Consider the following 17,536-nt stretch of genomic DNA (forward strand, 5'->3'; position numbering starts at 1 on the left):
GTTAGTCGTGCTGATCATGGCTATGCTATGCTCTCTCTTACCTCCTTCACCGTTGGCGCCAGTGCGCGCCCAGAGTGGCAACGCTGATTTTGCTAGCGCGGTAGCCTGTTTAGACGGCGATCTCTCGTTGGCGACCACCTGTTTTGCCGATACCATCTTTGCACCCGTTTCCGCCAATGATCCGGCGCTCGTGCGCGTTACCTTGAGCGGGGTAAAACAAGCGCTAGCGCCAATTGGGACAACGACCGGCGGAACAAAGCATCGGATAGCTGTCAATAGTGGGATCGGATCGGTGTATGGTCTCGCCTACGATGATGGGGCAATCAGTGGGGTGCGACGTGTGTTTGCTGCAGCATTTACCCGTCGCTTTACGAGTTTTGGCCCGTTAGGGCCGGGAGGAGTGTATGAGTACCGGTTTGATGATGGGCAATGGCATCCATCGTTTACCGTTCCTGACGTGGGTGATGACCGATCGAATGACAATTCGGCTGACGATGCTATTCTGAAACATGTGGGACAGACTGGTTTAGGTGATATGGAGATTAGTCCTGATGGTACTACGTTATACATTGTAAATCTCGCTGCGCGCCAGATCGAGCGCTACGATATTTCACAGGTGATGCCGATACGACTAGATCCCATTGCGATTCCGTTGCAAACCGTCTCTGCTAATATTCCAACCCAACAATTCCTTCGCCCCTTTGCGCTCGAATTTGCTCCTCTTCTACATGAAGACGAATCACCACGATTATTCGTGGGTCTTACCAATATCAATGCACCATCTGCGCATGTTTTAGAGTGGAACGTTTCTACTGGCACGTGGCGTCACGTTCTCATCCAGTCACTCACATCCGCAGAACTCAACAGCCGCTTGAGCGGAACGTTGTTCGACCAAGCGCTTAAGCGACTGTATCCTGATGCAACCTTCCAAGGATGGTACCCATGGAGTAATGATTTTTCACGTATGTTGCCGATTCATAGCAATAGCCACATCTATTATCCACAACCATTTTTGGTTGACATCGAGTTTAGCCCTGATGGGCAAGCAATGCGTCTCGGTTTTCGCGATCGAACTGGCGATATTACATTTTTCAATAATCCACCATTAAGACAATTTATTGCGATCAGTCAAGGTGATACGCTCAGTTATCGCTCAACCAATAATCAATGGCAGCTTGAACTCAACGATCGTCCATACGATCATGTGAAAGAGTCTGATCCGAACTTCTTATTCCGTGCCCATTCTACTGATTGGGTTAACGACAACCGAGTTATTTTTGACAAGGCCCCGCCTCCTCATGTGGAAAACCACATGGGTGGGATTGTGAGTATACCTGCACCATTAGGAGAACTCGTCGTCACTACCAGTCTCTTCGGCGCCGGATCGTCTGGTCTGGGGATTTACCATCTGCCTGAACGAAATCGGCAAGCTTCACTGACGCTGATTCCGTCGGGTACAAGTAAAGCACCCGGCCTCGGCGATCTCGAATTGCTCTGCACCTATGCCTTTATTCGTGGCCAGCTTTGGCACGATGTGAACGGCAATGGCGTGCGCGAGGCGGGTGAAGCGTTGCTAAACGGGATTCGCCTTGAAGTGGTTGATCCTGTGCGTTCGACGATATTGGGGCAGGTGGTGACTGCGGCTGATGGCAGCTATACCATTGCCGTGCCGCCCAACCGCGCGCTGCACCTGCGCGTGGCACTCAGCGAATTTGCTGCTGGCCGTCCGTTAGCCGGCATGGTCTACGCGCCGGTAAATGCTGGCGCCGATGACAGTCGCGATAGCGATGCCCATCCGGTTTTTGGCGTGGTTGAGTTTGCTGGCCGGCATACCGGCAATGGCGTTACCGGTGCCGCATTGCCTTTGCCAGTGCGCGAAGCGACGATTCGTCACATCGATATTGGCCTGACTCGCCAATTTCAGCCAGCGATGATCGGTGATCGGGTGTGGCACGATCTCAATCGCAATGGCGTACAAGACAACAACGAACCCGGTGTTGCCGGCGTGTCGCTGCGGCTCGAACGCTTGCCCGGTTCGGCGCCGGCAATAAATGCTTACCCACGAGTGACGGTGAGCGATGGGCAGGGGCGCTATACCTTCGCCAATCTCGAACCCGGCCAGTATCGGGTGGTCGTAGCAGGTACGCAAGGGTATGCCTTTGCGCCATTTGGTCGTGGTGGCAATGCCCCGCTTGATAGCGATGTCGATGAACAGACGGGCGCGAGCGCAGTGATTGTCCTAGGCTATGGCGCGATCCGGTCTGACATTGATGTTGGTTTGGTGAGCCAACCTCAAACCGATCTCAGTATTGCGCTGAGTGGAACGGCTGAAGCGGTCGTCGGTGATGAGTTGGTTTACAACGTAACCTACCGCAGCGCTGGGAACGTTGCGGCAACTCATGTTGAAGTGCGGATGGAGCTGCCGTCTGGGGCAACCTTCCTCAGTGCCAGCCATGCACCCAACCAGAGCGGTGCGACGTTGATCTGGCAGTTTGCGCGGCTTGAACCAAACGCCGCCGGTGCGATTGCGGTGCGCGTGCATGCGCCGGCTGCAATTGGCGCCAGTTTGCACCAAACTGTGACCGCAACAGCAACCATTAGCTCCAACCCACCTGACCACAATCCGGCCAACAATAGCGCCAGCCAACAGACGCGCTTAACACTCGCTGAACTCAGTATCAGCAAAGAAGCGCCGGCGGCTGTGCTTAGCGGTGATACCCTGTTGTACACCCTGCGGGTGGTGAATCGTGGCAGCGCACCGGCAGCCAATGTGACGATCACCGATCCGTTGCCGGCGCAGGTTGATGTTACCAGCATCCTGCGCGCACCGGCGGGCACATGCCGCTACGAAGGGGCGCAGCATACCTTGCGCTGCACGATCAGCAGCATTGCGCCGAATGAAGAAGTCATTGTCAGTGTACAGACACGGCCACGGCCCACCGCAGCCGACCGGCTTGATAACCGGGCCACCGTCACGACCACGACTGCCGGTGATTCGCCGGCGGACAATACGGCGGCGGCAAGCACGGCCCATGTGCGCCCCAACCCGGTGGTCAGTCTCGCCTTTGCGCCGGCGCCGGCAGCCGCGGGTGAAGCGACCGAGCTGGTGGTTGGCTACCGCAACCTTGGCAATGGGCTGGCCCGTGCTGTGACAGTTACGGTTGATGCGCCGAGCGCAGCGACGATCACCACATGGCCGCCGATGTGCCAGCGCAATGGCTATCAGCTAACCTGTGTCCTCGGTGATGTGCTGCCGGCGGCGAGTGGCGAGCTGCACATTGGTCTCACGCTGCCGGCAACGATCGCGGTCGATCAATTGGCAGCGCAGGCCACGATTGCGACGACCACCCCTGAACTGCCCGCGTATCAGGCTGATAACACGGCCAGCGCCACGGTAACGATCGTGCGTCCCAACCCGTTCGTGCAGTTGCGCGCACCTGCCAGCATTGTCGGGCAGGGCAGCGTGTTTGCCTACACGATTGACTACGGCAACCTGTATCATCGTCGGCCTGCCCAGACTCGCGCTGCTGCCAATACGACGCTTGAACTCGAGCTGCCGGCTGATGTGCAACTGGTGGGGGCCAGCCGTTTGCCTACGAGCCAAACCGGTCGCCGGTTGCGCTGGGATCTAGGGATGCTGAACCCGCAAGCTGCCGGCAGTATCGAGGTCGTGGTGCAGACGAGTGTTCCTGCCGGCGCGGTCTTGCCGGCGATGGCTCGCATCTCGACCAGCACGCCGGCGGATGATCCGGTTGATAACGTCGCCTCGCTTACGATCAATGTGGTGCCGCCGCCCTCTACCATCGGCGTAGCGAGTGGTGATCTGCGGGTGGCGATTCGCTCGACGCTTGATCCGGCGGCGAATGATGCGAACCAGACGAATGGCATTTACCTCTCGAATGGCGCGGCGATTGCGTGGCCGGCGGGTGAAGTGCTCGATCTGACCCCGCAATTGGCAAATCTGACCTTTGCTGATGAGCCGTTGCCGTGGCCGTATGCCTACCAAGCGCGCGTTGTGGGTTGGAGTTTGGCCGAGGTTGCAGTGGGTGGGCAACGCTTCGATCCACGCGCCGCTGATAGTCGCGGAATGGCCGGTTGCCGTCCGGGAGCGCGCCCGCTCCTCACCTCGCAACTGCTGACCGGCTGCATCTATCGCTATCTCGGCGGGCAGAGCCGTGACCAGTTCGGTTCCAGCGTGCTGCGCGAACGCGATCTCGACGATCAGATCCATCTCTACTGGAGCCGTCCGCCGGCGCCGGCGATGCGCCCTGATGTTTACCTCTACACGACTGACGTGCTCGGTCGCGCCCGGCTCACGATCCAGATCGAGCTGGAAGTGCAGATCGTCAATCAAGCGCCGGGCAGTATTGGCGGTGTGCCGCTGCCGCCGGTATCGGTGGCCCCGCTGCCCAATCCGGCGCGCCAGCTTGTGACCGACCAGATCGAAATCACTCTGCTGGCACCGCGCTCACTCGTTGCGCCGGGTAATTAATTGGCCATCCGTTGCGGCAGGCAACGTTGGCGCTGCCTGCCGCCAATCAATCTTCACGATGAAAACCAAACGCTCACGGAATCGTTCACCACCTAATGGTGATGAGGACTCAGGCATGCTCTTTTCAAGCGGTGGTTTAGGGAAAGGCGAGTCGTGCAATCCACCCACCTGCGGCGTTCGCGATTCTCGGTCTGGGCAAGATATAGCGAAAGGATTTGAGTGATGCGACAAGCTCATCAGCGCGGCCAAACCCTCATCGAGATGGCGCTAGCTTTGCCGATCTTGTTGACCTTGGTCGTCGGTCTCTTCTCGGTCGGCCAGATACTGTTGACCCACTATGCCGTCAGCCAAGCGGCCCGCGCAGCGGCGCATCAGGCCGCGCTGACCGGCGGCAATCGCACCGTTACTGAAACCGCGGCGCATCAAGCCTTGGCCGGCAGCCTTGGGATTGAGCCAACTGCCAGTGAAGTAGTGATCTCGTGCCTGCGCCAGCCATGCCGCCGGTATGACCCGATCACCGTTGAGGTGCGGTACCGCGCTGCGCTATGGGCGCCAGTCGCCCTATTGCCCTTTGGCGACGAGATTGTGGTGCGCGCTCGCGCCACTCGCGCTGCCGAGCGCGATCAGCAGTAGGAGGCCCGCATGCACTGTCGCCGTTCAGGTCAAGCATTGCCGCTGCTGGCATTGATATTGCCGGTGTTGGTGCTCTTTGTGATGGTGGTGATCGAGTTAGCCAATCTCTGGCTGGCGGTGGCAGTGATGGAAGATGCGCTCCAGCAGGCCACTCGCTCGGCGGTACAGCAGATCGAGTATGCCGCTTTGGCGCGCAATGGGCAGGCGCTGCGCGGCAACCGCACGTGCCAAGCTGTGACCATTCACGCTCCCAGTCAGTGTGCGGATATTGTCAAAGTGGCGCATCAATTTCTGCTGGTCAATATGCAAGCGACGCAATTGACCGGGATTGATCCGGCTGCGCTGTCGGCTACTGCGCGCTGGACAGTCTTACCGCAAGGCGGCGCGTGCGCCGGTGTAGCCAGTGCAACGCCGCTGCTCTGCGCCGAATTGCAACCAACCATGCGTGGATTGTTTGGCTTGGGTGAAGTGCGCCCTCGTATCCGCGCGGCTGATACCATCGATCGTTTGGGCCAACCGTAATCTCGTATCGAAAGGAGAACTCGCAATGTCCGCTCTTGGCACTCTCAATCAGGCGCTCACCCGTCGCCGTACGAATCCGCTCCCGGCGATCCTGATCGGCCTCGGTTTGATCATCACCGCTGTGTTTACCGTTCTAGCTTTTCTGGAAGCTGGGAGTAGCGAACCGGTCGTCATTCTGGCGCGCGATGTCCCCTACGGCCAGCAGCTCAGCGCCGATGATCTGGCGGTAGTGCTTCTGCCGCGCCATCGTCCGGCCCAACTCGTGGGGATCGGTGCGCCGTCGCTTGCGGTTGGCCAGTATGCAACTCGCAATCTCGCCGCTAACGATTTATTGCAACCGTCGATGATCATGGAGCGCCCGCCGGCCCAGCCGGTCTATCCGAATGGCGAGGCCTTGACGCCGGGGATGGTGCCAGTACCGTTCAGCACCGAAACAATCGGCCCGCTCACCCATCACGATCGGATCAATATCGGCTTCAACGATCCCAACGGTTCGCCCGATGTGTGTGATCAGGCGCGCAGCGCCGCCGAGGGTCGCGCGCCAACGGTGCAGCCTCCGGCGTCGCCCTTGCCGCCGCGTCCGTATGCGTGTCGCCTGCTCAGTGGCGCGCGCGTGCTCTATGTCGATGCCGAAGCGCAAATGGCCTACCTCGAACTGACCCCGTACCAGTCGCATGCGATCTGGGCCTTGCAAGCCGCCGGGCTGCCGCTGTGGGGCGAACGCTACAGCAGCGATGGGCCACTCTTGCCTGCGCTCGAACGGCTTGACATTGGCCAGTTTACGGTGAGCGAGTTGACCGCGCCGGTTGCACCTGCTGAAGGTGATAAGTAGGCCCTAGCATTGGCCAATACGCAGAGTGCAATGTGCTGGGATCGCGGCAGCCTGCCGCTCTCCGTCCCACACCGAGCTGGAGTGGGGTTGCGGAGCGGCTGCCCGCCCCGAACAGATGATGGAGTGCGGCAACCAATCACAGAAACACGGAAGGAGTTGTTAATGATGCAGAGCGGTTGGGATACTTTGACGCACACGCCGGCTGCCTTGCCAACCACCGACGCCGCTATCGCCGATGAGTTGCGCATGCTGCTGCGCAGCGGACGCTTGCGCGATTGTTGGCATCTGCCACCAACGGAAGCCTTCGCGCGGCTCGGCTTTGATGGCGCGATCCGCTGGCACGAGGTGGCGTGGTATGGCCCGCTCGAAATCTGGCGCGATCCAGAACACGCAGTTTCAGACATTCTCTTCAACGGCCCGCCCGACTCGCCCTTCTTCGTCGTCCAGCGCGGCATGATGGTCAACACCGGCGTGATGGTCCATTCGGCATGGATTGATTGGACGCAACGCCAACTGGTGCAGCGCAGTCACGATGGACTTGTCGATGTACCGGCGTTTTCGCAAGGTGTGGTGGATGGCTTGCGCTATGCGCTCACGAGTCGGCGGGCCTCGCCAGCCGGCCCTAGCCTTTCGATCCGGCTGTTGCCCGAACGTTGGGCGACGCTCGACGATCTGGTGCAGAGCAACGTGATCAGCCGCGAGGCGAGCGATCTGTTGCTGGCTGCGCTTAATGGAGGGGCTTCGCTGCTGATTGCGGGGGCAACTGGTAGCGGTAAGACGACGCTGGCGGCGGCGCTCAGCCAAGCAATCGGGACGCGGATGCGGTTGGTGGTGATCGAAGATGGCGGCGAACTGCCGCGGAGTGCGAACAGTTTGCACATTGAAGCGCCGGCGGAAGCTGGCGGCTTCAGCCGGGCGGTCACGTTTGCCTTGCGCCAAAAGCCCAACTACATCATCATTGGCGAAGTGCGCGGTGGCGAGGCGATGGCGATGTTGCAAGCCGCCGCGACCGGCCATCCCAGCTTGGGCACCATCCACGCGGCGACCGTGCAGGGTGCGTTGCGCAATTTGGAGCGGATGGCGTTGATCGGCTTGGCCCATGAGACGACCGGCGCCGGGCAAGCGGCGGCGCAGATTGTGCGTGGTCTGATCACCTCTGATGTGGTGAATCTGCTGGTGGTGCTGATTGGGCGCACTCATCACGGGAAGCGCGGTGTAATGGCCGTCGAAGAGGTATTGCCGCAAGGGGCGCAAGGGCAGAGCGGCGATCCCTTCCCAACCAACCCGCTCTTCCGTTACGACCGCGCGAGCGAACGGTTAGTGCGGGCTGGCTACGTCAATGCTGGGTGGGGAGCGGGACGGTTGTAGCGGCACAGCGCTGCTGTGCCTTTGGTCATCGCGTCGCTATGACCCTACAACCGCCCGTAACGATTGCGGTTTATCAATTCTCAAAAGGAGCAACCCCCATGGAACTCATCATCTTTAGCGCGATCGAGGGCTTGCAAGCCGAAGTTGAGCAGTTGCGCGACGTGGCCGTATTGGCGCCATCGCGGATCGATCAGGTGCAGCGGTTACTGGTCGGTACGCGCCCGCCCGATGCTATCTTCCTCGATGATAGTCGCGGGACGCCGCTGGCCGATCTGTGGGATCTGGCCGCCCGCGCCCAACAGGTAGGGACGCGGGTGATGTTAGGGTTGGCCGGCCCGGCGCGGGCAGCGTTGCCCGATGCGCTGGCCGCCGGTTTACCGGCGACTGCTGAACGTAATCCTGTGGCGCTAGCCGATTGGATCGGCGCTCAACTTGGCCGGCGACGCGGGAGCGGTGCGCAGCGCCTACCGGTGATTGCGATTGGCGCCGCGAAAGGCGGTATTGGTAAGACCTTCGCGACCTGCGTGTTGGCCGAAGGACTGCGCCGGCGCGGGCTTGATGTGCTGGTGTGGGATAGCGACATCTCAAACCCCGGTTTGGTGCCGGCGTTTCGTGTTCCGGCCAGCGCCCCGTCGTACCTCCATCTCGTGCAGCGCGGGCCATCATACTGGAATCCGGCTGGTATCCAGTCCTTCATCTTTCAACCTGAACACACTCGTGCCAATCAGCACGGGTGGGGCCGGATCGACCTGCTGATCGGTTCGTATTCGGTAGCGCGGGCCGAGAACGATCTGCGCCTGCCCGATTGGCAAGGGCTGTATCAGGGGATTGTGGCGCTGGAAGGGTACGATGTGGTGTTGATTGATACCCCGCCCGACTATCTACGCCGGCCTTACGCCACCCATGTCTTGCAAGCCGGCGGCAGCGTCGTCTTGCCCACCCCGCCCGGCGCCCGCGAGCGCATGGGTGTCGGTCACATGCTCGAACACTTTACTGAATTGGCTCCGGAACGGCTCGAACGCTGCTCACTGCTCTTTATGGAGCCAGAGCGCGGGGTGACGGTGACGGTCAGCATGGTGGCTGATCTCTTTGCCCGCCGCTACCCACGGATCGGCACCCTTGGCATCTTGCCGCGCGAACCACGGCTCGCCAGTCTTGCCGACGAACACGATGGCTACATCTCGATGCTCGATCTCGGTCCGCAAAGCCGGTTTGCTCGCGCTACCCATCAGGTAGTTGAGGCGCTGTGCGCCCATGCCGGACTGAAGCCGCGTCTGCCGTTGCCGCGAGTTGGTTGGTGGGCGCGGTTGAGCGAACAGATGTTGGGTCAGCGCGCTGCTGCGCCGGCGTTGTCGTGATGTCGGGGTGACGTGGTTGGCAACGGGAGTGCGAGAATACCTCACATTGCGCGAGGCGTCAACACCGCTGCAATCACGCACCTAGCCAACCGCAACGTTGCTCATGCGCTTAATGAACCGTTTTACCGATCTCTTTCGGGTATGCCGTTCGCTTTCGGCGGGAATCGCTTTGGGCAGAAGGCACCCAGCCATGCTGGACGCCTTCTGCCCAAAGCGATGGCCTGAGCCGTGCGGCTTGGTTAGCCAAATACGAACCACTATAAGCTGTCATGGAGGAGATACATGCATCCTGCATACCGGCCTCTCACAGTGCTGGAAGAGGGTGGGTTGGCCGATTTGATGCCGCAGCAGCAGGCAACGGTTGATCCGGCGGCGGCGGCGTTGCAAGCGGCGCGCGATCTGCTGCTCGCCGAGCTGCCGCCCGATTTGCTCGACCCGGTAGCGCCGGCTGCCGAGCGTGACCCGGCGGTGCTGCGCGTGCTGCGGATTGCTATCGGTACCCAAACCGAACGTGGCGGGCCATTGGCCGGCTTGCCCACCGACGATGCCAGCCTACTCCGCCTCTTTCACGATACGATCGGTTGGGGGCCGGCCCAACCCTATCTCGATGACGAGCGGATCCAAGAGGTTAAGATTATCGGTGATCGCATTATGGTGCAAGAAGAGGGGGCTGACTTTACCCTTGCGCCGGAACGCTTTAGCTCGCCGCGACAAGCGCTTGATCGCGCCTTGGTGCTGGCGTCGCGGCTAGCGGTGCCACTCGACCGCAGCCGCCCGCAAGACACCTTGCCGCTTGCGCACGGTACCCGGATGCACGTGACGATCCCACCATGCACGCCTAACGACACTGCTCTCATCTGTATCCGGCGCGGTCGTCGTGCGGCGTGGACGCTGGCTGATATTCTGCGCCGCGGCGCGTGTGATGAACCCTTGTTTGCGTTGCTGCAATTGCTGGTACGCGCTCGCTGCTCGTTTCTGATCGCCGGTGAGACCGGCTGTGGCAAGACGGCGCTTCTGGAAGCGATTGTCAATTCATGGCCGGGCGAACCGCACGTGATCACGATCGAAGACAACACGCTTGAGATCAATGTTCGCCATGCGGCGTGGACGCGCGAACTAGTGCAGACCAGTCTCGATCCGCTGGCCTTTGGGCGAGCGGCGCGGGAGGTCTTGCGCCAAACCCCTTCACTGGTGGCGCCGGGAGAGACACGTGCAGCCGAGGCCGGCGCGATTTTGGCCGTTGCTGTTAGCGGCCATGCGGTAGTCACCACGATTCACGCCCGCGCCGCCTTGCGCGCCGTGAGCCGGTTGGCTGACTGCGCCGCGATGCCGGGGGCCTATCTCTACGAGGGCCGACGCGCCAATGCGTTGGAAGACATTTGTGACAACTTCAATGTCGTGATCCATCTCAGCCGCACAGCGGGACGCCGCTATATCGATGAGGTGGCATTACTCGATGGCTGTGACGAGACGGCCGCTGGCTTGCGGCCAAGGTTGATCCGCTTAGCGTGGGTTGAACCAACCGTTGAAGGGGTGCGCTGGCATTGCGCGGCTCGCGCCGATGGCGATCGGTTGATCTGGCATGGCGCTGATCAGACGCCGGAGATGCTGGCGCAACGGCTGGCGCTGCTCAAGCTTGCCGAGCGACCCCGCGCCGTGGCGAGCAGCCGGGCCGTGGTTGATGAAGCGTTGGCCCAAGCTGCGTTGGCCCGCCAAGCCGGTGTGTCCGAGCGCGCATTGGCCATCTTGCGGCGAGCATGGGCCGAGCGCAACGATGAGCGGTTAGCGCACGCGGCCCGGCAGTCGCTCGCTATGGATCCGGAGCGGCAGCAACAAGCGGCAGAGGCGGCCCGTGCCGCGTATGAGCAGATCAGTACGGCCTTGGCCGCGCGGCGGTGGCAGATTGCGGCAACGCTGTACGATGAACTGAGCGCCAATCTCGAACGGTACGCCGCGTTTGCGCCAGCTGGCGGCTGGCCGGCGTTGGCAGCAGTGATCGCTGCCGGACAGCGCGCCGATCACGAGGCCGGTGTGGCTATTAAACGCGCTGAGCAGGCATTGGCGCAGAGTCGGACTCGCGACGCGCTCGATCTGCTGGCCCACCTCGAACCGGCGCGCCTCAGCGACGAGACGGCGCTGGCCTTGCTGCGCGTGCGTTACGCTGCGCTCAATGCGCTCGTTACCAGCGGTGAAGTCGGCGCAGCGGCATTGACGCCGGTGGCCGCCGCGTTGCGTATGCGCGAAGCGGCGCTGAAGGTGCAAGGTGCGTAGCGCAAACGCAACGGTGCGGTTTCTGATTTCGTTGTGAGGGCTAGGTGGGGTGCAACGCAAAGGCTAGCTAGCCCGAAGTAATCTCCTGCGAACAGGGAAGCCATCTGCTGGCTGGCAACAGCAAGTTCATACGGATTGAAGCGTGAAAGGGTTCAGCCACTATGGAAACACTCACCCATCCCGAAACGGCGTGGCTGCTGCGAGCAGCGCCGGCGCTGTTGGCCGCGCTGATTACGTTGACGTCAACCTTCGTCTTGCGCCAACCTTTGGCGCGCTGGCTGGCCCGGCTGGCCCAGCGGCGATCACCGGCGGCGCTTGATCCGGCCTTGGTGTGGCGGCCAACCCTGCTAAAACCGGCAACGGCCCTACTTATCGCTACCGGGGCAGCGGTCTTCGTGAGCGCGGCGCTGGGTTTTGTCGGTTCGCTCTGGTTGGCATTGGCGGCAGCGCCGGCAGCCGCTGCGCTCGTGGTGCGCGTGAGTTTTGCGTTGGCTGCGCAACGCTATAACCACCAGCTTGAACGGGAGCTAACCCCAGCGATTGGCAGGCTCAGCGCTCTGCTCGGCGGCGGTTTGGGTCTGCGTACTGCCTTCGAGCGGTTGCTCGCCGATATGACCGCCGGCCCGTTACAAAGCGAATGGTCATGGCTGATCCGGCAACAAGGTGCGCCGTTGGCCGATAGCAGCATTGCTACCATGCGCCAAGTGATTGCGGCGTTGGCCGCGCAAACCTCGGCGGCTCGTCATGCTACCCTGCTCAACCACCTCGCTGTTGTCGCCGACCAACCGCAAGACTTGCAAGCCCGCCGCTGCGCTGCCGTCTATGCCGCCTTGCAAGCCTCGGAACGTCGCCGTGAAGAGGCGCTCACCGAGCTGGCCCAGATGCGCTACAGCGGCTTAGCCGTCGGCGGGGCCGGTGTGCTGATGGCCGTCTACTTGATCGCAACCCAATGGGAACGGGTGCGCATTGCCTACAGCACCCCATTGGGAATGGTCTTTGCGGTCATTGTCGGTTTGGCGCTGCTGGCCCCTATCGCTGGCGGCATCTGGTTCTCGCGGGTGGAGGATGTGGAGTATTAGGGCGGATGAGCGAGTACGGTGGGCAAATCTAGTCTGTAGGCGAAATCGGTCAGGACTATGGAGTGCGGCAGTTCAACTGCCGCAACTGCCGCGCGGTCTGAGGTGGGCTGCTGCGCGCTCCCGACCGCAGAGCTATGGAGTGCGGCAGTTCAACTGCCGCACGGTCTCAGTTGGAATCCTGCACACGACCCAAAGCGGCAGTCCAACAGCCGTACTCGACAATGGCCCGCTTCATCACCACCTCCGGCTGGCAGAAACAGAGCCGGCGGAGAGAACTGACCAACCGGATACGCACAACATTCTTGAAAGGAGCACAATCATGCCTCATGTCCTAACTACTCCCGCTGCACCGGCCTTGCTGGCCGCATTGTGCGGTGCGCTGCTGGCCGCGCTTGGTGTGGTGTTGCGCGGGAAACCCATTGCCACGCCGTCATTCAACGAACGGCAACGACTGATCATCGGCCAGGCCGGCGGCACGGTTTTGGCCCTGCTCTGTGCGGGCGCGGCGCTCAGCGGCGGTCCGATCTGGCTCGGCTTGGCGCTGGCGGCCTATTTGGCGCTCGGCTTGGTGTGGCCGCGCCAGCCGCGCCGTGCCCGCGAACGTATGGAGCAAGAGTTGCGCCGGCTCACACCGGGGTTGATTAGTTTCATCCGCGTTGCTCTTGGCAGCTTTGAAGCGCCGAGTATGCTCTTGCGCCGTTACTGCATACAGGCTGCGCCGCGCCAAGCGCCGATGCGCGAAGTGGTCGCTGCCGCAATCGAACTCGGTGAAGAGCAGCGTATGCGTCCCTTTGCGGCGCTAGCCGAGGTGGCCCGTCGCTACCGTTGCCGTGATCTGATCGATGCCACCGCTGCGCTGGCCCAAGCCGAAACCGAAGGTACGCCGGTCGAGATGGTGCTAGCCGCTCAACAACAAACTCTCGAAGCGTTGTTGCAAGGCGAGTTTCGCCGTCTCATCCGCCGGCGCACGATGTACCTGCTTTTGCTGGCTGCGATCAGTCTGGTGGTCGGGATTTTGCTCAACTTGCTCTTTGTGATGGTGGTGGGCAGCGAAGTGTTTGCGTTGTGGTGATATCTATGGAGTGCGGCAGTTTAACTACCGCACTCCATACCAGTATTCATTAGCTGGGCCGGTACTTTAACAACCAACGCATCAGCTTCCTGAATTCACTGCTGGCTCAATCCGGTAACTCAGCCAGACCATACCTGAGTGTTCATACCGGCGTTGCTCGGTGAGCGTGAGCCGGCGTGATGGCCCCGGTGCGGGCAGGAATGGAATGCCGCCGCCCAATAACACCGGCGCAACAGCCAGCTCAATCGTATCAACCATATCCAATCCTAACAGATGGCGAAACAGTTCGCCGCCGCCAAACAGCCAGATGTCTTTGCCGGGACGCTGGCGCAACAGTTCGATCGCGTGACGGCTCAGCTCGTTGATGATGGTCACGTGCGGATGGTCAGCCGCCGCGAGCGTGGTTGAAGCCACGACCAACTCTTTCCCGGCGTACAACTGGCCATACTCCGGATCGATGAGCGGCAAGCCGGCAAAGGTCTTGCGCCCCATCAAGAGGGTATCGAATTCAGCAAGCAATGCGCCAAAATCAATCTCCGGCTCAGCCGGAATCCAACTGATATCGCCTTGTGGTCCGGCAATATACCCGTCAAGACTACAAACCACCTGATACCGGATTCGGCGCATATCCAAATCTCCTCGTAGCTTCCCTATTCCCTATCTCCCTGCTCCCTGCCTCAATGCGTGATTACCGGCAACGTCGCCTCGATCGCTGGATCGAGCGTGAGCAGCGTGCGATGTACCCAGCCTTCTTGCGGGCGGGGATTGATGATCCGGATCTAGACCTCATCGGCGCTCCGCCCAAGCAAGATCACAGTCTCATAGGAATGGATCTGATCCAACACCGTGCCTTTCAAGGTTGGCTCGGCCCGCACATTACCGCCGTTAAACACGGTGGCGGTTGCTGGCGCTGCCGCCGCTACGATTGGGTTGAATGCTGGCGCATTGGCGGTTACGCCAAAGAAGCTGCTTGCTCTATCTGTACTTCAGCGTGGCTGATAGGCAGCCCCCAAACAAGAGTGCAACCCCGGCTAGGATCAGATTCAGGCCCAGCGCACCGGCGTAGCGAAGCGTGCTCTCTTGTTTGCGGCGCGGTTGCTAGGTGGCCCGCAGCCGTTCCGCTTCGTCAATGCGCTGCAAGAGGATCCGGTCGTCCCACAAATTCAACCCGCTGCCCGCGCGCTTCAAGTTGTGATTGGTGGGTAAATGCACTGGTTGCGACCAAAATCGCGCGATCCGCTTGCTGAATTTGCAGCGCGCCGACCAGATCACGCACATAGTTTGGCCTGACCGGTTTGGGGTAGCGTTTGCATTGTAATGATAAAGCGTAACCCATTGCGTTCGGCGGTGATGTCAACACCGCGATCGCCGCTGCCGCCGCGCATCGTGACCTGCTTCCAGCCGAGATCTTCCAGTAAGCGGGCAACCCGCTGCTCGAACTTGCTTGGCGAAAGATCGAGCAACTGCTGGCGGCGCAACCTCTGGAGGCGCCGTTCGCGCAACCAGCGGTTGATGAAGAAGACGGTTAGCCCGGCAACCATCACGGTCAGCGTCCACAAGAACGGGAGCGATAAGGAAAGACTGCCCAAAATCACCCCAATTGCCAACAAGTCACTGATCGGGTCAAACTCCTCGCGAACGGCGCGGGAACGAGTGCTAGAACGCCGAGTCATGCCGGAAGCTCCTGTCAAATACAACGAGCACACATAGTACGAAAATGTTAACAAAGCGTTATTACCCATCCATTTCTAGCGCCCTACGTTATAATGAGAGAAAACGAGATCAGATTCGTGAGGAAGGGACGTAATAGTGAAGTCACTGGTGCAAGCTCGCTGGATTACGCCATTACTCGTCGCCGCGCTAGTGGTTGCCCTCGATCAAGCATCAAAACGCTGGATTGTCGCCACCCTTGGCCCTGAAACGATGACCCGCTTTATTCCACTGATTGGCAACGATATCCGGCTGGCGTATTCACATAATACGGGGATTGCCTTTAGCTTGTTTCAAGGCAAGTCAGACGTATTGACCATCGTTGCGTTGGTGATCATCACTGGCGCGATCTATCTCTACATAACGCAATTACCTAACCGGCGCCGGCTCGTGCAGATCGCAATGGGGTTGATCCTTGGCGGCGCCTTGGGCAATGTGATCGATCGGATCCGGTTGGGGTATGTGGTCGATTTTATTCAAGTCGGTTGGTTCCCGATCTTTAATCTCGCTGATAGCGCGATTACGGTTGGTGCGGCTCTCTTGATGTTGCAATACGCGCTTGATGAGATCGCTCTCCGCCGTGTGCGGCAAGCGATGATGTCACAGTGATGGCGATGCGCACCCGTTGGAGGATGCTCATTCTAGTGGCAATACCGATCTTTCTGCTCGACCAACTGAGCAAGGTCTGGTTGAGCGGTGTGCTAGCGCGTGCCAATCGCCCGATCCCACTGTTCTTTGATTGGGTTCAGCTCGCCTATCACGAGAATACGGGGGTCGCGTTTGGTCTCTTCCCCGACCAAGGCGGTGTCCTCTCGGTTGGCGCCGGCTTAGTGCTCATCTTGCTGGCCTACACGTATCAACATCTCCTCCCTGCTGAGTCGCGGTGGGTAACGGCTGCGGTCGGATTGATCTTCGGCGGCGGGATTTCCAACCTCTTTGACCGGATTCGGCAGGGGTATGTGATCGATTTTATTCAGATCGGTTGGTGGCCAGTGTTCAATCTAGCCGATAGCGCGATCTCGCTCGGCGTCGCGGCATTGGCCTTTCATGTTATCTTCATTGGCGATGAACCAGAGCCAGCCGAACCCGAGCCGGTCGATGATAGTTTGCTCAGCGAGTTGTTGAGCCGTGATCCCGAAACATCACTGCCCGCCGAGCCGCGCAATCGTAATTCGGAGTCGCCGTCATGAACGACGCCAGCGTGTTGGAATGGCTCGACGCTGATGAACGGCTAGTGATCGTTCCTGCCGAGGTGAGCGGCGAGCGGATCGACCGGTTTCTGGCGGCGACGTTGCCTGATCTGTCGCGGGCGCAAGTGCAACGCTTGATCGAGCAGGGAATGGTGCTCTATGCGGGCCGGCCAACCCGCGCCAGCCAGCCGGTACGCCCCGGCATAGCTATTCACGTCACCATTCTCCCGCCCGTGCCGACCGAACTGGTGGCCGAACCGATCCCGCTTGACGTAGTGTACGAAGATGCCGATATTGCCGTGATCAACAAGCCAGCCAGTATGGTCGTGCATCCGGCGCCGGGCCATGGACGGGGCACACTGGTGAATGCCCTCTTGTCCCGCTACCCCGATTTGGCGGTTGGCGGCGAGGTTCGCCCCGGCATTGTCCATCGTCTCGATCGCGACACATCTGGTTTGTTAGTCATTGCCCGACACGATGCCGCCCTACGCGCGTTGGTCGAACAACAACAGGCGCGACGCATGCGCAAAATCTATCAGGCGTTGGTGATTGGTCGTCCGCCAGCCGCGGGCACGATTGATGCGCCGATTGGCCGCGATCCGCGTGACCGGCTGCGCATGGCGGTGGTGAGCGATGGCCGCCCGGCGCGCACCCATTATCGGGTGATCGCTGCCTTTGGCGATTATAGTTTGCTCGAAGTGCAACTCGAAACCGGCCGCACGCACCAGATCCGGGTGCATTTGCGTCACCTCGGCTATCCGATCGTTGGCGACCCGGTCTATGGGCCGCGCCGCGAGCATCTGCACCTGTCGCGCCAGTTTTTGCATGCCGGCGAGTTGGGCCTGTTTCACCCGCGTGATGGGCAATGGCGGCAATTCACTGCGCCCCTGCCGCCCGATCTATCATCTGTTCTCAACCATTTACAAATGGTTGCATCAACGCACTAAGCCCACAATGTGCTACAATGCGCAGGTATGGCAACGACGCACTCCGTCGCATTCCATAACTG

Annotated in this window: 13 protein-coding genes and 1 pseudogene; 12 read left to right on the top strand and 2 right to left on the bottom strand. The window is 60.5% G+C overall.

The features are described from left to right. Positions 1–22: 22 nt before the first annotated feature. The 9 genes from U9R61_RS17705 (at position 23) to U9R61_RS17745 (ending at position 13,627) form a co-directional block, all read left to right on the top strand. The gene (locus tag U9R61_RS17705) at positions 23–4,492 is read left to right on the top strand and encodes an SdrD B-like domain-containing protein (RefSeq protein ID WP_322490137.1); all 4,470 of its coding nucleotides are present in this window, start codon (positions 23–25) and stop codon (positions 4,490–4,492) included. Positions 4,493–4,714: 222 nt separating this feature from the next. Next, complete coding sequence (locus tag U9R61_RS17710; RefSeq protein WP_322490138.1) at positions 4,715–5,125, top strand: TadE family protein; 411 nt, start codon at positions 4,715–4,717, stop codon at positions 5,123–5,125. A 9-nt stretch (positions 5,126–5,134) separates the two neighbouring features. Continuing rightward, the gene (locus U9R61_RS17715; protein WP_322490139.1) at positions 5,135–5,647 is read left to right on the top strand and encodes a TadE/TadG family type IV pilus assembly protein; all 513 of its coding nucleotides are present in this window, start codon (positions 5,135–5,137) and stop codon (positions 5,645–5,647) included. A 25-nt stretch (positions 5,648–5,672) separates the two neighbouring features. Further along, on the top strand, positions 5,673–6,479 hold the full coding sequence (locus U9R61_RS17720) for an SAF domain-containing protein (protein WP_322490140.1): 807 nt from the start codon (positions 5,673–5,675) through the stop codon (positions 6,477–6,479). A gap of 162 nt (positions 6,480–6,641) precedes the next feature. After that, positions 6,642–7,847, top strand: a complete 1,206-nt coding sequence (locus U9R61_RS17725; protein ID WP_322490141.1) for an ATPase, T2SS/T4P/T4SS family — start codon at positions 6,642–6,644, stop codon at positions 7,845–7,847. 98 nt (positions 7,848–7,945) lie between these two features. Continuing rightward, positions 7,946–9,205, top strand: a complete 1,260-nt coding sequence (locus U9R61_RS17730; protein WP_322490142.1) for a ParA family protein — start codon at positions 7,946–7,948, stop codon at positions 9,203–9,205. Between the two features lie 282 nt (positions 9,206–9,487). Further along, positions 9,488–11,476: an ATPase, T2SS/T4P/T4SS family gene (locus U9R61_RS17735; RefSeq protein ID WP_322490143.1), complete on the top strand. Its 1,989-nt coding sequence runs from the start codon at positions 9,488–9,490 to the stop codon at positions 11,474–11,476. Between the two features lie 161 nt (positions 11,477–11,637). Next, positions 11,638–12,555 (top strand): hypothetical protein, encoded by a 918-nt coding sequence (locus U9R61_RS17740; protein WP_322490144.1) that lies wholly within the window; start codon positions 11,638–11,640, stop codon positions 12,553–12,555. Positions 12,556–12,874: 319 nt separating this feature from the next. Continuing rightward, positions 12,875–13,627: a hypothetical protein gene (locus U9R61_RS17745; RefSeq protein WP_322490145.1), complete on the top strand. Its 753-nt coding sequence runs from the start codon at positions 12,875–12,877 to the stop codon at positions 13,625–13,627. A gap of 81 nt (positions 13,628–13,708) precedes the next feature. Here the strand turns inward: U9R61_RS17745 and U9R61_RS17750 are convergent, their stop codons facing one another. Both U9R61_RS17750 and U9R61_RS17755 read right to left on the bottom strand, forming a co-directional pair. After that, on the bottom strand, positions 13,709–14,254 hold the full coding sequence (locus tag U9R61_RS17750; RefSeq protein WP_322490146.1) for a dihydrofolate reductase family protein: 546 nt from the start codon (positions 14,252–14,254) through the stop codon (positions 13,709–13,711). Positions 14,255–14,753: 499 nt separating this feature from the next. Further along, positions 14,754–15,369, bottom strand: a pseudogene (locus tag U9R61_RS17755) (restriction endonuclease). Between the two features lie 67 nt (positions 15,370–15,436). On the opposite strand from U9R61_RS17755, the gene lspA (U9R61_RS17760) reads away from it, so the two are divergent. The 3 genes from lspA (U9R61_RS17760) to U9R61_RS17770 are packed head-to-tail and all read left to right on the top strand — an operon-like array spanning position 15,437 to position 17,474. Then, complete coding sequence (gene lspA / locus U9R61_RS17760; RefSeq protein WP_322490147.1) at positions 15,437–15,946, top strand: signal peptidase II; 510 nt, start codon at positions 15,437–15,439, stop codon at positions 15,944–15,946. 5 nt (positions 15,947–15,951) lie between these two features. After that, positions 15,952–16,527: a signal peptidase II gene (lspA, locus tag U9R61_RS17765; RefSeq protein WP_322490148.1), complete on the top strand. Its 576-nt coding sequence runs from the start codon at positions 15,952–15,954 to the stop codon at positions 16,525–16,527. Further along, on the top strand, positions 16,524–17,474 hold the full coding sequence (locus U9R61_RS17770) for an RluA family pseudouridine synthase (RefSeq protein WP_322490149.1): 951 nt from the start codon (positions 16,524–16,526) through the stop codon (positions 17,472–17,474). Before lspA (U9R61_RS17765) ends, U9R61_RS17770 begins: the two co-directional genes overlap by 4 nt. Positions 17,475–17,536: the final 62 nt, after the last annotated feature.

Source organism: Chloroflexus sp. (assembly GCF_034431535.1).
Taxonomy (GTDB): Bacteria; Chloroflexota; Chloroflexia; order Chloroflexales; family Chloroflexaceae; genus Chloroflexus.

Coding starts and splice junctions, on each gene's coding strand:
- U9R61_RS17720 (WP_322490140.1), top strand. CDS start 5,673: ATGTCCGCTCTTGGCACTCTCAATCAGGCGCTCACCCGTCGCCGTACG.
- lspA (WP_322490148.1), top strand. CDS start 15,952: ATGCGCACCCGTTGGAGGATGCTCATTCTAGTGGCAATACCGATCTTT.
- U9R61_RS17730 (WP_322490142.1), top strand. CDS start 7,946: ATGGAACTCATCATCTTTAGCGCGATCGAGGGCTTGCAAGCCGAAGTT.
- U9R61_RS17770 (WP_322490149.1), top strand. CDS start 16,524: ATGAACGACGCCAGCGTGTTGGAATGGCTCGACGCTGATGAACGGCTA.
- U9R61_RS17750 (WP_322490146.1), bottom strand. CDS start 14,254: ATGCGCCGAATCCGGTATCAGGTGGTTTGTAGTCTTGACGGGTATATT.
- U9R61_RS17710 (WP_322490138.1), top strand. CDS start 4,715: ATGCGACAAGCTCATCAGCGCGGCCAAACCCTCATCGAGATGGCGCTA.
- U9R61_RS17740 (WP_322490144.1), top strand. CDS start 11,638: ATGGAAACACTCACCCATCCCGAAACGGCGTGGCTGCTGCGAGCAGCG.
- U9R61_RS17745 (WP_322490145.1), top strand. CDS start 12,875: ATGCCTCATGTCCTAACTACTCCCGCTGCACCGGCCTTGCTGGCCGCA.
- U9R61_RS17715 (WP_322490139.1), top strand. CDS start 5,135: ATGCACTGTCGCCGTTCAGGTCAAGCATTGCCGCTGCTGGCATTGATA.
- U9R61_RS17725 (WP_322490141.1), top strand. CDS start 6,642: ATGATGCAGAGCGGTTGGGATACTTTGACGCACACGCCGGCTGCCTTG.
- U9R61_RS17705 (WP_322490137.1), top strand. CDS start 23: ATGCTATGCTCTCTCTTACCTCCTTCACCGTTGGCGCCAGTGCGCGCC.
- U9R61_RS17735 (WP_322490143.1), top strand. CDS start 9,488: ATGCATCCTGCATACCGGCCTCTCACAGTGCTGGAAGAGGGTGGGTTG.